At 62.3% G+C, this 13,362-nt stretch carries 16 protein-coding genes; 10 read left to right on the top strand and 6 right to left on the bottom strand.

The genetic code is table 11. The annotated features are described in order from the left end of the window. The first annotated feature begins 137 nt into the window (after nucleotides 1-137). The 3 genes from algC to HS968_RS24710 all read left to right on the top strand — a co-directional run bounded on the left by algC (nucleotide 138) and on the right by HS968_RS24710 (nucleotide 3,183). Nucleotides 138-1,532, top strand: coding sequence for a phosphomannomutase/phosphoglucomutase (algC, locus tag HS968_RS26285; protein WP_202884221.1), 1,395 nt, complete (start codon nucleotides 138-140; stop codon nucleotides 1,530-1,532). 24 nt (nucleotides 1,533-1,556) lie between these two features. Further along, the gene (gene argB / locus HS968_RS24705; RefSeq protein ID WP_179623022.1) at nucleotides 1,557-2,462 is read left to right on the top strand and encodes an acetylglutamate kinase; all 906 of its coding nucleotides are present in this window, start codon (nucleotides 1,557-1,559) and stop codon (nucleotides 2,460-2,462) included. A gap of 274 nt (nucleotides 2,463-2,736) precedes the next feature. Continuing rightward, entirely contained in the window at nucleotides 2,737-3,183 is a 447-nt protein-coding gene (locus HS968_RS24710) for an acyl-CoA thioesterase (RefSeq protein ID WP_182369129.1), read from the top strand. Nucleotides 3,184-3,195: 12 nt separating this feature from the next. On the opposite strand, the gene HS968_RS24715 is transcribed toward HS968_RS24710, so the two are convergent. Together HS968_RS24715 and pyrE are read right to left on the bottom strand one after the other, a co-directional pair. Continuing rightward, on the bottom strand, nucleotides 3,196-3,798 hold the full coding sequence (locus tag HS968_RS24715) for a DUF4124 domain-containing protein (protein ID WP_182369131.1): 603 nt from the start codon (nucleotides 3,796-3,798) through the stop codon (nucleotides 3,196-3,198). Nucleotides 3,799-3,818: 20 nt separating this feature from the next. Continuing rightward, nucleotides 3,819-4,460 (bottom strand): orotate phosphoribosyltransferase, encoded by a 642-nt coding sequence (pyrE, locus tag HS968_RS24720; protein WP_013717752.1) that lies wholly within the window; start codon nucleotides 4,458-4,460, stop codon nucleotides 3,819-3,821. A gap of 80 nt (nucleotides 4,461-4,540) precedes the next feature. On the opposite strand from pyrE, the gene HS968_RS24725 reads away from it, so the two are divergent. Continuing rightward, nucleotides 4,541-5,320 carry an exodeoxyribonuclease III gene (locus tag HS968_RS24725; protein WP_182369133.1) on the top strand — a complete coding sequence of 260 codons (780 nt, stop codon included), beginning with the start codon at nucleotides 4,541-4,543 and terminating at the stop codon, nucleotides 5,318-5,320. A gap of 52 nt (nucleotides 5,321-5,372) precedes the next feature. On the opposite strand, the gene HS968_RS24730 is transcribed toward HS968_RS24725, so the two are convergent. From HS968_RS24730 to rph, 3 genes are read right to left on the bottom strand one after another with little or no spacing between them, the layout of a single operon-like run. Further along, nucleotides 5,373-6,059, bottom strand: a complete 687-nt coding sequence (locus HS968_RS24730; RefSeq protein ID WP_182369135.1) for a tetratricopeptide repeat protein — start codon at nucleotides 6,057-6,059, stop codon at nucleotides 5,373-5,375. 58 nt (nucleotides 6,060-6,117) lie between these two features. Beyond that, nucleotides 6,118-6,486 (bottom strand): DUF4870 domain-containing protein, encoded by a 369-nt coding sequence (locus HS968_RS24735; protein ID WP_182369137.1) that lies wholly within the window; start codon nucleotides 6,484-6,486, stop codon nucleotides 6,118-6,120. 9 nt (nucleotides 6,487-6,495) lie between these two features. After that, nucleotides 6,496-7,215 carry a ribonuclease PH gene (gene rph / locus HS968_RS24740; protein WP_182369139.1) on the bottom strand — a complete coding sequence of 240 codons (720 nt, stop codon included), beginning with the start codon at nucleotides 7,213-7,215 and terminating at the stop codon, nucleotides 6,496-6,498. Nucleotides 7,216-7,354: 139 nt separating this feature from the next. On the opposite strand from rph, the gene HS968_RS24745 reads away from it, so the two are divergent. From HS968_RS24745 to HS968_RS24770, 6 genes are all read left to right on the top strand, one after another. Further along, complete coding sequence (locus HS968_RS24745) at nucleotides 7,355-8,218, top strand: YicC/YloC family endoribonuclease (RefSeq protein ID WP_182369141.1); 864 nt, start codon at nucleotides 7,355-7,357, stop codon at nucleotides 8,216-8,218. Between the two features lie 53 nt (nucleotides 8,219-8,271). Beyond that, complete coding sequence (gene gmk, locus HS968_RS24750) at nucleotides 8,272-8,892, top strand: guanylate kinase (protein ID WP_182369144.1); 621 nt, start codon at nucleotides 8,272-8,274, stop codon at nucleotides 8,890-8,892. Nucleotides 8,893-8,986: 94 nt separating this feature from the next. Beyond that, complete coding sequence (gene rpoZ, locus HS968_RS24755; protein ID WP_003242550.1) at nucleotides 8,987-9,250, top strand: DNA-directed RNA polymerase subunit omega; 264 nt, start codon at nucleotides 8,987-8,989, stop codon at nucleotides 9,248-9,250. A 63-nt stretch (nucleotides 9,251-9,313) separates the two neighbouring features. Further along, nucleotides 9,314-11,425 carry a bifunctional GTP diphosphokinase/guanosine-3',5'-bis pyrophosphate 3'-pyrophosphohydrolase gene (gene spoT / locus HS968_RS24760; RefSeq protein WP_119693981.1) on the top strand — a complete coding sequence of 704 codons (2,112 nt, stop codon included), beginning with the start codon at nucleotides 9,314-9,316 and terminating at the stop codon, nucleotides 11,423-11,425. A gap of 68 nt (nucleotides 11,426-11,493) precedes the next feature. After that, complete coding sequence (locus HS968_RS24765; RefSeq protein WP_013717760.1) at nucleotides 11,494-11,874, top strand: RidA family protein; 381 nt, start codon at nucleotides 11,494-11,496, stop codon at nucleotides 11,872-11,874. A 53-nt stretch (nucleotides 11,875-11,927) separates the two neighbouring features. Beyond that, nucleotides 11,928-12,659 carry a hypothetical protein gene (locus HS968_RS24770; RefSeq protein WP_182369146.1) on the top strand — a complete coding sequence of 244 codons (732 nt, stop codon included), beginning with the start codon at nucleotides 11,928-11,930 and terminating at the stop codon, nucleotides 12,657-12,659. A 17-nt stretch (nucleotides 12,660-12,676) separates the two neighbouring features. Here HS968_RS24770 and HS968_RS24775 read toward each other — a convergent pair whose 3' ends face one another. Continuing rightward, entirely contained in the window at nucleotides 12,677-13,294 is a 618-nt protein-coding gene (locus HS968_RS24775; RefSeq protein WP_182369148.1) for a LysE family translocator, read from the bottom strand. Nucleotides 13,295-13,362 lie beyond the last annotated feature (68 nt).

A 13,362-nucleotide genomic window follows, 5' to 3' on the forward strand; every position in this document is an offset into this window, starting at 1 on the left:
CAGTTGCGGCTCCCACCGCTCAGCCCGCAACCAAGCCCGCCGAGCTGGTCGACCCGCTGTTCCAGGACACCGATATCCTCGATATCGACATTCTCGATGAAGACCAGGATCTCCTGGGACTGGAGCAGAGCCCCGCAATGAGCAATAGCCAAAGCGCCCCGAAACTTCCCGCCGACATCTTCCGCGCCTACGACATCCGTGGCGTGGTCGGCGACACCCTGACCGCCGAATACGCCTACTGGATCGGCCGCGCCATCGGCTCGCAGAGCCTGGCCCAGGGCGAGCCCAAGGTCATCGTCGGCCGTGACGGCCGCCTGTCCGGCCCCGAGCTGCTGCAGCAACTGGTGCAAGGCCTACTCGACTGCGGCTGCGAAGTCACCGATATCGGCATGGTGCCGACTCCGGTCGTCTACTTCGCTGCCAACGTGCTGGAAGGCCGCTCGGCCGTGATGCTCACCGGCAGCCACAACCCACCGGACTACAACGGTTTCAAGATCATCATCGCTGGCGACACCCTGGCCAACGAGCAGATCCTCGCGCTGAAAACCCGCCTGGACAACAACGACCTGGCCAGCGGCGTCGGCAGCGTGCAACAGGTCGATGTCCTGCAGCGCTACTTCAAGACCATCCGTGACGACATCGCCCTGGCCAAGCCGCTGCGCGTGGTGGTCGACTGCGGCAACGGCGCCGCTGGCGTGATCGCCCCGCAGTTGATCGAGGCCCTGGGCTGCAGCGTCATCCCGCTGTTCTGCGAAGTCGACGGCACCTTCCCCAACCACCACCCGGATCCGGGCAAGCCGGAGAACCTGGTCGACCTGATCGCCCGCGTCAAAGCCGAGAACGCCGACCTCGGCCTGGCCTTCGACGGCGACGGCGACCGCGTCGGCGTGGTGACCAACACCGGCACCATCGTCTACCCGGATCGCCTGCTGATGCTGTTCGCCAAGGACGTGGTCTCGCGCAATCCGGGCGCGGACATCATCTTCGACGTCAAATGCACCCGTCGCCTGACCCCACTGATCAGCGGCTATGGTGGCCGTCCGGTGATGTGGAAAACCGGTCACTCGCTGATCAAGAAGAAGATGAAGGAAACCGGCGCACTGCTGGCCGGCGAAATGAGCGGCCACATCTTCTTCAAGGAGCGCTGGTACGGCTTCGATGACGGTATCTACAGCGCCGCTCGCCTGCTGGAAATCCTCAGCCTCGAAAAACGCAACGCCGAGCAAGTGTTCAGCGCCTTCCCGAGCGACATCTCCACGCCAGAAATCAACATCAAGGTCACCGAGCAGACCAAGTTCGGCATGATCGAGCGCCTGCAACGCGAAGGCCAATGGGGCGAAGCGAATATCACCAGCATCGACGGTGTGCGCGTCGATTACCCCAAAGGCTGGGGCCTGATCCGCGCCTCCAACACCACGCCGGTACTGGTGCTGCGTTTCGAGGCCGACACCCAGGAAGAGCTGGAGCGCATCCAGGATGTGTTCCGCGCCCAGTTGCTCAAGGTCGCACCCGACCTGTCACTCCCCTTTTGATCGATTTGTTCCAGGAGCCCCTGCATGACCCTCGAGCGTGACGCCGCCGCCCAGGTTGCCAAGGTATTGTCCGAAGCCCTGCCCTATATCCGCCGCTTCGTCGGCAAGACCCTGGTGATCAAGTACGGCGGCAACGCCATGGAGAGCGAGGAACTCAAGCAGGGTTTCGCTCGCGACATCGTGTTGATGAAGGCGGTCGGCATCAACCCGGTAGTGGTGCATGGCGGCGGCCCGCAGATCGGTGATCTGCTCAAGCGCCTGTCCATCGAGAGCCACTTCATCGACGGCATGCGCGTCACCGACACCGCCACCATGGACGTGGTGGAAATGGTGCTCGGCGGCCAGGTCAACAAGAGCATCGTCAACCTGATCAACCAGCACGGCGGCAGCGCCATTGGCCTGACCGGCAAGGACGCCGGGCTGATCCGCGCGAAGAAACTCAAGGTCAGCCGCCAGACGCCGGAGATGACCCAGCCGGAAATCATCGACATCGGTCATGTCGGCGAGGTCACCGGGGTCAATACCGAGCTGCTGAACATGCTGGTCAAGGGCAACTTCATCCCGGTCATCGCCCCTATCGGCGTCGGCCAGGATGGCGAGTCCTACAACATCAACGCCGACCTGGTGGCCGGCAAGGTCGCCGAGGCGCTGAAAGCCGAGAAGCTGATGCTGCTGACCAACATCGCCGGCCTGATGGACAAGCAGGGTGAAGTGCTCACCGGCCTGACCACCGAGCAGGTCGATGCGCTGATCGCCGACGGCACCATCTACGGCGGCATGCTGCCGAAGATCCGCTGCGCGCTGGAAGCCGTGCAGGGTGGCGTCAACAGCGCCCACATCGTCGACGGTCGCGTACCCAATGCGGTGCTGCTGGAAATATTCACCGACAGCGGTGTCGGCACCCTGATCACCAACCGCAAGCGCTCTTAAAAGCAAGCCGCTAACGCGGCTTTCTGATGACCCTCTCCCGCTTGCGGGAGAGGGTGCCCAAAGGGCGGGAGAGGGTAAAGCGGCCGCCTCGCGATCCCCTCAATCCCAGAAGACGTCCACAAACCTGTGATGGCCCGCCATACGGCGGTGCGCACGGCGCACCCTACACAGCCATCGAGCCCGCTTATCTCCCCACATCCATGTGGCGACTCGAACTTGCCGTAATCCCACCCGACCAGCACGCTCGCCAGGCAACCTTCATAAAGGAACGCCCATGAGCAGCCTCCCCGAAGCCAGTCAGTTCACCTTCTTTCACGCCTTGCGCGTGCGCTGGGCCGAGGTCGATCCGCAGAGCATCGTCTTCAACGGCCACTACCTGACCTACGCCGACGTCGCCATCACCGAATACTTCAGAGCCTTGGGCGTTGCCTACCCGGCGGATCTGGCGCAGGACGGCGGTGACTTCTTCGCCATCCGCACCCTGCTCGAATACCGCGCCCCGGCACGCTTCGACGATCAGTTGCAGATCGGCATCCGCAGCGCCCGCCTGGGCCGTTCCAGCCTGACCTTCGCTCTGGGCATATGGCGCGATGGTGAACTGCTGACCAGCGGTGAAATCGTCTATGTACATGCCGACGGCGCGACACGCAGCAGCGCACCGCTGCCGCAGTGGCTCAGGGAAAAGATCGAGAGTTTCGAGAAGACTCAGCCGCAGAGTTGAGACGGTAAACGCTCATGGCTGGTTTCGAGGCCCACCGAACAACTCGGCCAGACGCGCCCGGTCAGCGGCGAAGCCAGCCTCGGCCTGGGTACGCGCCTCCTTGTAGCGGGCGATATCACGCAGCAGACGCTGCTGCTCTTCCTTGAGGTTGTTGATCTGCACCAGCAGCGGTTCCGGCACCTGACGCCCGGCCCGTTCATGATCCGCGGCCTGGCTCTGCAGGTTGGCCTGCTGAGTACGCACCGACTGCAGATTGCCGCGAGCCACGCTGGTGACACTGTCGAGCTCGGCCAGCTTGCGCTCGCGAGCACGGTCGACATCATCGAGATTGGTGTACAAACGCAGCAACTGGGCATCGCTGCTGGCACGGGCCTTGTCCGCCTGCATGCGGGCAAACTCTTCCGGCGTCGGAGCCGGCGGAATCACTCGCACTACACGGCCCTGATCGTTGAGCACCTCGTAACCCTTGCCGATGAACTCGGGCGGCACACCCTGCCGACTGAGCACCGTCACGCCCTTGTCGTCGACGTAGCGATACAACTCGGCAGCCACTCCAGACAACGGCAGCAGCAGGCTACATAGCAGCGTACAGCGGGTCAGGAGCGGTGCAGGCATAGGACTACCTTGTGCTAGGGCTAGATTCCGTACTCGGCGCGATAGGCTTCGACAGCCGGAAGATATTGCTTCAGTTCAGCATCACCTGCCAGATATTCCAGTACCTGTTCGAGTGACACGATGCTCACTACCGGCATGCCGAAATCGCGCTCGACTTCCTGGATGGCGGAAAGCTCGCCCTGACCACGTTCCTGGCGATTCAGCGCGATCAGTGTACCGGCAGCCTGGGCGCCCTGGCCCTGGATGATCTGCATGACCTCACGAATCGCGGTGCCAGCAGTGATCACATCATCGACGATCAGCACACGGCCCTTGAGCGGCGCACCGACCAGGGTGCCCCCTTCGCCATGATCCTTGGCTTCCTTGCGGTTGAAGCACCAGGGCAGATCACGCTGATGATGCTCGGCCAGTGCCACCGCAGTGGTCGCCGCCAGCGGAATGCCTTTGTAGGCCGGGCCGAACAGCACGTCGAAGTCGATGCCGCTATCGACGATGGCGGCCGCATAGAAGCGACCCAGTTGCGCCAGTGCCAGACCGCTGTCGAACAGGCCGGCATTGAAGAAGTAGGGGCTGGTACGCCCGGACTTGAGGGTGAACTGGCCGAAACGCAGAACCCCGCGCTCGATGGCAAAACGGATGAAATCACGCTGGTACGCTTGCATGAAAAGTCTCGGGCGGCACGGATTTAGCTAATTGAGGTGAGCTCGGGTATCATACATGCATGTGTTTTTGGGGGCCATTTATGCGGATCATCAGTGTGAACGTGAATGGTATTCAGGCTGCGGCCGAGCGAGGTTTGCTCAGTTGGTTACAAGCCCAGAATGCCGACGTGATCTGCCTGCAGGACACCCGCGCCTCCGCCTTTGAACTGGACGACCAAGCCTTCCAACTGGATGGCTATTTCCTCTATGCATGCGATGCAGAAGTACCCAGCCAAGGCGGCGTGGCACTTTACTCGCGGTTGCAACCCAAGGCGGTAATCAGCAGCCTCGGCTTTGAAATGGCCGACCGCTACGGGCGCTACCTGCAGGCCGATTTCGACAAGGTAAGTATTGCCAGTCTGCTCCTGCCATCCGGCCGGGACGGCGACGAGAGCTTGAATCAGAAATTCAAGTTCATGGACGACTTCACCCATTATCTGGACAAGCAACGCCGCAAGCGTCGCGAGTACATCTACTGCGGCTCGCTGCACGTAGCGCACCAGAAGCTGGACGTGAAGAACTGGCGAGACTGCCAGCAATCGCCCGGATTCCTGGCGCCTGAACGCGCCTGGATGGATGAGGTGGTCGGCAACATGGGTTATGTCGATGCCCTGCGCGAAGTCAGCCGTGAAGGCGACCAGTTCAGTTGGTGGCCGGATAGCGAGCAGGCGGAAATGCTCAACCTGGGTTACCGCTTCGACTACCAGTTGCTCACCCCCGGCATGCGCCGTAGCGTGCGCAGCGCACGTCTGCCACGCCAGCCGCGCTTCTCCCAGCATGCGCCGCTGATCGTCGACTACGACTGGATTCTCAGCGTCTGATCGACACCCATGAAAAAGCCGGCATTTCGCCGGCTTTTCTGTATCCGCCGCGTCACTCTTGCGCCTGAGCCAAGCCCGCCTCCGCTTGCGCCAGCAGGTGCTGCACATGTTCGTCATCGGCGTAACGCTGGCTCAAGTCGAGCAGATGGGTTCTGGCCTGCTCGTACTCCTGCAAGGCAAGCAGGTTACGCACGAGGACGATCTCGGTGATGCGCCCCGGTTCGATCTCGTAGGCGGCCTGGTTGTAGATCAGCGCCTTGCGGTAGTCGACGTACTGCTCGCCGTTATCCCCGAGATAAACCAGCCCCAGTACATTGTTGGCCGCCAGATTGCGCGGTGCCAGGGCGATCGCCTGCTCCAGCCGCACCACCGCCTCAGGCACCTTGCCCAACATCAGCTCGGCATCCGCCATGTTCACCAGATAGTCGTAGGAGCCCTCGGGATAGAACGCTGCAGCCTTGGCGGCGTATTCACCGGAACGCGGGTAGTCGCCCAACTCGTAGTAACCCAGCGAGATATAGCGCAAGGCATAGGCCTTCTGCGCATCGCTCGCCGCCGGGCTCGCCACCAGCTTCTCGAACTTGGCGATCGCCTGCTCGGACTGCCCATCATCGTGCAGGCGCTCGGCCTCGACCCTCAGCACCTGCAACTGCGCCTGCTCGGCAAGGCCACCCGTGGCCTCGCCGCATCCGCCAATGGCCATGCACAGCAACGCGGCGAGCAGAACCCGTACATTCATTGTCTTTCACCTTCCCTGTTCAGATCAGAGGGCCGTAGGCCCTCTCGATGTACACGTCCTACTTCACCAGCCGCCAACTGAATGGGTAGCGATAGTTCTGCCCTTCATTGGCCTTGATACCGGCGATGATGGTCAGCACTAATGCCACCGCACAAACAAGTAGCATCAAAGGAAAGCCAATCAGCACCCAGGCCAACAAGCCGCAGACCATCAGAGCCAGGCTTACAGTAATCTGGAAGTTCAGTGCCTCTTTGCCCTGCTCGTCAACAAAGGGATCAAGATCCTTCTTCAACTGCCAGACAATCAGCGGCCCCAGCACGTTTCCGATCATCGGTGCGAGAAACCAAAAGAATGCCGAATAGTGGCAAAACATGGCCCAACGCCGAGCAGCCGGCTCAGGCAATGGAGTCAATTGCTGATCGATCATCCTCTACGCTCAGTCTTTGAGAGCCACTTGCTGCAACTCGAAAATCTCGTTCATGCCCTTCTGCGCCAGCGCCAGCATGGCGTTGAATTCCTCGGGCTGGAATGGTGCGCCTTCGGCGGTGCCCTGCACTTCGATGAAGCCACCGGCGTTGGTCATGACCACATTGAGGTCGGTCTCGGCCGCAGAGTCTTCCAGGTAATCCAGATCCAGCACGGGTTGCCCCTGATAGATACCGACCGAAACCGCCGCGATCATCTGCTTGAGCGGCTCGCCTTTCAGCGCACCACGCTTCTTCAGCACTTTCAGCGCATCGATCAGCGCCACCATGGCGCCAGTGATCGACGCAGTACGGGTACCGCCATCGGCCTGGATCACGTCGCAGTCGACGTACAGGGTGTTCTCGCCCAGCTTGCTCATGTCCAGTGCCGCGCGCAGCGAACGGCCGATCAGACGCTGGATCTCCAGGGTACGGCCACCCTGCTTGCCACGGCTGGCTTCGCGCTGGTTACGCTCGCCGGTGGCGCGCGGCAACATGCCGTACTCGGCAGTCAGCCAGCCTTGACCCTGCCCCTTGAGAAAACGCGGTACGCCGGACTCGACGCTGACGGTGCAGATCACCTTGGTATCGCCGAACTCCACGAGCACAGAGCCCTCGGCGTGCTTGGTGTAGTTGCGGGTGATGCGAATCGAGCGCAACTGATCGGCGGCGCGGCCACTGGGACGTTTCATCGAGCGATACCTACTTCATTAAGTGAAAACAGTGCGCATTATAGAGGCCGGGCGACTGCGGCGACATGACGAATTGGGTAGGGTCGGCTCACTGCGCTACAATCCTGCGTTTTTCGAGCCGACTTCCGCGAGGTATCCCATGGTTCACAGCATGACGGCCTTTGCCCGCAACGAGCAGGCAACCGCCCACGGCACCCTGAGCTGGGAACTGCGCTCGGTCAATCATCGCTACCTGGAGCCGCACCTGCGCCTGCCGGAAGCCTTTCGCGATCTCGAAGGCGCCGTACGCGAAGCGTTGCGCCAGGGCCTGTCGCGCGGCAAGGTGGAATGCACCCTGCGCTTCGCTGAAGAGAGCGCCGGCAAGCAATTGCAGGTCGACAACGAGCGCGCTCGCCAGGTGATCGCCGCTGCCGAACAGGTCGCCGCACTGATTCAACAGCCCGCGCCGCTCAACCCGCTGGAAGTGCTGGCCTGGCCTGGCGTGCTGGTGGCCGACTCGGCCGACCCGCAGGCACTCAACGCCGCCGCTCTGCAGCTGTTCGACCAGGCACTGGGCGAACTCAAGGCAGGCCGCGCCCGTGAAGGCGCCGAGCTGGCCAAACTGCTCAATGAGCGACTGGACAGCATCCTCGACGAAGTCGCCGCCCTGCGCGAGCTGGTGCCGCAGATGCTCGCTGGCCAGCGCCAGAAGATCGAGACCCGCTTCGCTGAAATGCAGGCCGAACTCGATCCGCAACGCCTGGAGCAAGAGCTGGTTCTGCTCGCGCAGAAGAGCGACGTGGCCGAAGAGCTGGATCGCCTCAGCACTCACGTCAGCGAAGTGCGTCGCGTGCTCAAGGCCGGCGGCGCCGCCGGTCGACGCCTGGACTTCCTGATGCAGGAACTCAACCGCGAAGCCAACACCCTCGGCTCCAAGGCCTTCGACCCACGTAGCACGCAGGCTGCCGTCAACCTGAAAGTGTTGATCGAGCAGATGCGCGAGCAGGTTCAGAATATCGAGTAATGCCAGCCAGACGGCTGCTATCTTTCGTCCACCGCTTTTCCAGGATCGTTTTCATGGCCACCACGACCGGCACCCTCTATATCGTTTCCGCACCCTCCGGCGCCGGCAAGACCAGCCTGGTCAAAGCCCTGATCGACAGCGAGCCGCAGATTCGCGTCTCGGTCTCGCATACCACCCGCGCCATGCGCCCGGGCGAAGTGGATGGGGTCAACTACCACTTCGTCGATCATGCGCAGTTCAACGCCATGCTCGAACGCAGCGAATTCCTTGAGCACGCTCAGGTCTTCGACAACCTCTATGGCACCTCGCAGAAGTGGCTCGAGCAGACCCTGACCGAAGGCTTCGACCTGATCCTCGAGATCGACTGGCAAGGCGCGCAGCAGGTGCGCAAGCTGATGCCACAGGCCAAATCGATCTTCATCCTGCCGCCGACCCAGGAGGCGCTGCGCCACCGCCTGACCAACCGCGGCCAGGACAGCGGCGAGATCATCGAGCGGCGCATGCGCGAAGCGGTCAGCGAAATGAGCCACTACGTCGAGTACGACTACCTGGTGATCAACGACGACTTCAACCATGCCCTGAGCGACCTGAAGGCGATCTTCCGCAGCAACCAGTTGTCGCAAACTCAGCAACAGCAGCGCCATGCCGGCCTGCTCAGCGAACTGCTGGCGTAAAACAGCGCTTCCATTGTCGCTGGTGATTTTTTAGACTATTCAGTCCGCTCGCCCGCTCGGGCCAAGCTTATCCGCACAAGTTACGAGGAACACCATGGCTCGCGTTACCGTCGAAGATTGCCTGGACAACGTTGATAACCGCTTCGAACTGGTCATGCTCGCGACCAAGCGTTCGCGCCAGCTGGCCACCGGCGGCAAAGAGCCGAAAGTGGCTTGGGAAAACGACAAGCCCACCGTAGTAGCCCTGCGCGAAATCGCCGCTGGCCTGGTGGACTATGAAGTCGTCGCCCAGGAAGACATCGTCGAAGAAGAACCGCTGTTCGCTGCCTTCGAGGAAGAGGCCAACGAGCCTCTGTAAGTCGATGATGCCGGGTCGAAGTCGCACGGCGCAGGGCCACAGCTGCCAACGGGAGAGTCTCCCATGGCTGGCATAGACGCTCTCGCCGACCGACTTTCGGCCTACCTCGGCCATGACCAGGTCAACCTAGTTCGCCGAGCCTACTTCTACGCCGAACAGGCGCACGATGGCCAACGCCGCCGCAGTGGCGAAGCCTACGTGACCCATCCGCTGGCGGTGGCCAGCATCCTCGCCGAAATGCACATGGATCATCAGAGCCTGATGGCCGCCATGCTGCACGACGTCATCGAAGACACCGGCATCGCCAAGGAAGCGCTCAACGCGCAGTTCGGCGAAACCGTGGCCGAACTGGTCGACGGGGTCAGCAAACTGACCCAGATGAACTTCGAGACCAAGGCCGAGGCGCAGGCCGAGAACTTCCAGAAGATGGCCATGGCCATGGCCCGCGACATCCGCGTGATCCTGGTCAAGCTCGCCGACCGCCTGCACAACATGCGCACCCTCGATGCCATGCCGCACGAGAAGAGCCGGCGCATCGCTAAGGAAACCCTGGAAATCTACGCCCCCATCGCCAACCGGCTGGGCATGCACAACATGCGCGTGGAGTTCGAAGACCTGGGCTTCAAGGCCATGCACCCGATGCGCTCCGAGCGCATTCGCGCCGCTGTGCGCCGCGCTCGGGGCAACCGCAAGGAAATCGTCGCCAAGATCGAAGAATCGATCCAGATGTGCCTGCAACGCGAGGGCATGGAAGGCGAAGTGATCGGTCGCGAGAAACACCTCTACAGCATCTACCAGAAGATGCGCGGCAAACGTAAGGCGTTCAACGAGATCATGGACGTCTACGCCTTCCGCATCATCGTCGACAAGGTCGACACCTGCTACCGCGTACTCGGCGCCGTGCACAACCTGTACAAGCCACTGCCCGGGCGCTTCAAGGATTACATCGCGATTCCCAAGGCCAACGGCTACCAGTCGCTGCACACCACGCTGTTCGGCATGCACGGCGTGCCCATCGAGATCCAGATCCGCACCCGCGAAATGGAAGAGATGGCCAACAACGGTATCGCCGCGCACTGGCTGTACAAATCCAACGAGGACGAAGTACCGAAGGGCAACCACGCCCGCGCGCGCCAATGGGTCAAGGGTGTGCTGGAACTGCAGCAACGCGCCGGCAACTCGCTGGAATTCATCGAGAGCGTGAAGATCGACCTGTTCCCGGACGAGGTCTACGTGTTCACGCCCAAGGGCCGCATCATGGAGCTGCCCAAAGGCTCCACCGCGGTCGACTTCGCCTACGCGGTGCACACCGACGTCGGCAACACCTGCATCGCCTGCCGCATCAACCGCCGCCTGGCGCCACTGTCGCAGGCCCTGGAAAGCGGCTCGACCGTGGAAATCGTCACCGCACCGGGGGCCCGTCCCAATCCGGCCTGGCTCAATTTCGTGGTTACCGGCAAGGCGCGCACGCACATCCGCCACGCCCTCAAGCAGCAACGCCGCTCCGAATCCATCAACCTCGGCGAACGCCTGCTGAACAAGGTATTGGCCAGCTTCGACACGCACCTGGAAAAGATTTCCCCCGAGCGTATTCAAACGGTGCTGGGCGAATACCGCCAGGAGGTCATCGAGGATCTGCTCGAAGACATCGGCCTGGGCAATCGCATGGCCTACGTCGTGGCTCGCCGCCTGCTGGCCGAGAGCGGCGACGATGCTCTGCCAAGCAGCGAAGGGCCGCTGGCGATTCGCGGCACCGAAGGCCTGGTGATGAGCTACGCCAAGTGCTGCACGCCGATCCCGGGCGACCCCATTGTCGGCTACCTGTCCGCTGGCAAGGGCATGGTGGTGCACATGGAAAGCTGCCGGAACATCGTCGACATCCGCCACAACCCGGAAAAATGCATCCAGCTCAACTGGGCCAAGGACGTTACCGGCGAATTCAACGTCGAACTGCGCGTCGAGCTTGAACACCAGCGCGGCCTGATCGCGCTGCTGGCCAGCAGCGTCAATGCCGCCGATGGCAACATCGAGAAGATCAGCATGGACGAACGCGACGGCCGTATCAGCGTGGTGCAGTTAGTGGTCAGCGTACATGACCGCGTGCACCTGGCTCGCGTGATCAAGAAACTGCGCGCCCTCAAGGGCGTGATGCGTATCACCCGAGTACGCGCCTGACACAATTCCCCTATTTGTAGCCTGTAGGCTGGGTGCTCGACCCAGTCAGTTCTCACAAGGAGCGATTCATGAGCAAGACCGTCATCACCAGCGACAAGGCCCCCGCCGCCATCGGCACCTACTCCCAGGCGATCAAGGCCGGCAACACCGTCTACATGTCCGGTCAAATTCCGCTGGATCCGGTGAGCATGGAGCTGGTCGAGGGTTTCGAAGCCCAGACCGTGCAGGTGTTCGAAAACCTCAAGGCCGTGGCAGAAGCCGCCGGCGGTTCGTTCAAGGACATCGTTAAGCTGAACATCTTCCTCACCGACCTCTCGCACTTCGCCAAGGTCAACGAGGTCATGGGCCGCTACTTCGAACAGCCCTATCCGGCTCGTGCTGCCATCGGCGTTGCCGCCCTGCCGCGTGGCGCGCAGGTGGAAATGGACGCCATCCTGGTCATCGAGTAAGCCGTTCGGGCGGGGCACTGCCCCGCTCTCCCTCCTCCAGCATGGAGATCGCCATGCGTCTGCTTCCCCTGCTGCTATGCGGCGCCCTGCTCACTGGCTGCGCCAGCACGCCGAACAATGACCCGAGCGGCACCTGGATCAACCAGGCAGCCATCGATGCCGCTGTCGAAAGCGGTCGCCTGCGCGAAGCACTGACCGCCTATGGGCCGAACTTGGAGTGGCAGGTCGATCCGCAGCGCCAGCAGGCCGACTACAGCAACGGCTTCGAGCTGGCCGAAGGGCGCCTGCAAGCGCTCGACGAGGGTCGCTGGCAAGTCACCTTCTACGGCGACTACAAGGAGCAGTTGCAACTGCAAGGCGCAAAGCTGACCCAGGTTGCCAGCGATTACTGGCCTGAGCAGCAATTCGTCCGCGTGCCCCAGACAGGCGAGAAGTTGCCGCTGGGCAGCAGCTTCGAACAGGCGCTGTACCGCAGTTACCTGGGCGGTGACTGGCTGATCGAAGAAGGTCTCGGCCAGGGCGGCCTGGTGCGCTTCGTCCCCACTGGCGAGGTGCAGGGCCTACCGGGCGCCGAACGCTATGCGCTGTGCCTGGCCGGCGACTGCGCCGCCATGAGCGGTGAGCATGACAGCCTGTGGCTGCAGCTGGGCGATCAAGGCCAACCCTGGCTGTTCATCCATGAGGGCAACCAGCTGCGTATCTTCGAAGCGCAGAATCGCGCTCAGTTCGACGAGATGCCCCAATATCAACCCGGCCCTCAGCGCTGGTTGCTGAAACGTCGTTGAGACGAGCCTGACAAGGCTCACCAGACGCCGAGCAACAGCCACAAGCCCAGGATCAGTAGCAACGCACCACAGCCACGATCCAGCCAGCGCACCCGATGCTGCAGCCAGGTGCGCCAGCGCGGCTGATCGAGCAGGCGCACCAGGGCCAGATCCCAGAACAGCACCACCAGGGTCATCCACGCCATCACCAGCCCCAATCCCCAGCCCGGCATCGCCGCCTCACGCAACACGCCGAACAGCCCTGCATAGAACAGCGGCAGCTTGGGATTGAGGCTGCTGGCCAGCACACCCTGGCGTAACCCCCGCCACCGGCTTCCCAGCAGAACCTGATCGCCCTGCGGCAGCGCCAGATCGCGCCGGGAGGCCAGCGCCTGCGCGCCGATCCAGACGAAGTAAAACCCGCCAAGCGCCTGCACTCCACGCCACAGCCAGCCGCCTTCGCCCGGCAACAAGCCCAGCACGAACAGCACCAGCAACATGCTCAGCAGATTGGCCAGGGCGATGCCCCAGGCACAGCCATCCGCCTGACGCCGCCCCTTGGCCAGTGCAGTGCGAATCAACAGGAAGAAATCCGGCCCCGGCGAGAGCAGGGCTGCGAAATGGGTACCGGCCACCAGCAGAAACAACGCGAACATGACACCTCCGTTTGGCGGAGGCAGTGTCGGCAAGGCGGGAGCCGGTGTATTGGAAAAAACTCAGAGGT

Source organism: Pseudomonas berkeleyensis, assembly GCF_014109765.1.
GTDB classification, from domain to species: Bacteria; Pseudomonadota; Gammaproteobacteria; order Pseudomonadales; family Pseudomonadaceae; genus Aquipseudomonas; species Aquipseudomonas berkeleyensis.

Coding starts and splice junctions, on each gene's coding strand:
- argB (WP_179623022.1), top strand. CDS start 1,557: ATGACCCTCGAGCGTGACGCCGCCGCCCAGGTTGCCAAGGTATTGTCC.
- HS968_RS24770 (WP_182369146.1), top strand. CDS start 11,928: ATGCGTCTGCTTCCCCTGCTGCTATGCGGCGCCCTGCTCACTGGCTGC.
- HS968_RS24745 (WP_182369141.1), top strand. CDS start 7,355: ATGGTTCACAGCATGACGGCCTTTGCCCGCAACGAGCAGGCAACCGCC.
- HS968_RS24715 (WP_182369131.1), bottom strand. CDS start 3,798: ATGCCTGCACCGCTCCTGACCCGCTGTACGCTGCTATGTAGCCTGCTG.
- gmk (WP_182369144.1), top strand. CDS start 8,272: ATGGCCACCACGACCGGCACCCTCTATATCGTTTCCGCACCCTCCGGC.
- algC (WP_202884221.1), top strand. CDS start 138: ATGAGCAATAGCCAAAGCGCCCCGAAACTTCCCGCCGACATCTTCCGC.
- HS968_RS24730 (WP_182369135.1), bottom strand. CDS start 6,059: ATGAATGTACGGGTTCTGCTCGCCGCGTTGCTGTGCATGGCCATTGGC.
- rpoZ (WP_003242550.1), top strand. CDS start 8,987: ATGGCTCGCGTTACCGTCGAAGATTGCCTGGACAACGTTGATAACCGC.
- HS968_RS24775 (WP_182369148.1), bottom strand. CDS start 13,294: ATGTTCGCGTTGTTTCTGCTGGTGGCCGGTACCCATTTCGCAGCCCTG.
- HS968_RS24710 (WP_182369129.1), top strand. CDS start 2,737: ATGAGCAGCCTCCCCGAAGCCAGTCAGTTCACCTTCTTTCACGCCTTG.
- spoT (WP_119693981.1), top strand. CDS start 9,314: ATGGCTGGCATAGACGCTCTCGCCGACCGACTTTCGGCCTACCTCGGC.
- HS968_RS24725 (WP_182369133.1), top strand. CDS start 4,541: ATGCGGATCATCAGTGTGAACGTGAATGGTATTCAGGCTGCGGCCGAG.
- HS968_RS24765 (WP_013717760.1), top strand. CDS start 11,494: ATGAGCAAGACCGTCATCACCAGCGACAAGGCCCCCGCCGCCATCGGC.
- rph (WP_182369139.1), bottom strand. CDS start 7,215: ATGAAACGTCCCAGTGGCCGCGCCGCCGATCAGTTGCGCTCGATTCGC.
- pyrE (WP_013717752.1), bottom strand. CDS start 4,460: ATGCAAGCGTACCAGCGTGATTTCATCCGTTTTGCCATCGAGCGCGGG.
- HS968_RS24735 (WP_182369137.1), bottom strand. CDS start 6,486: ATGATCGATCAGCAATTGACTCCATTGCCTGAGCCGGCTGCTCGGCGT.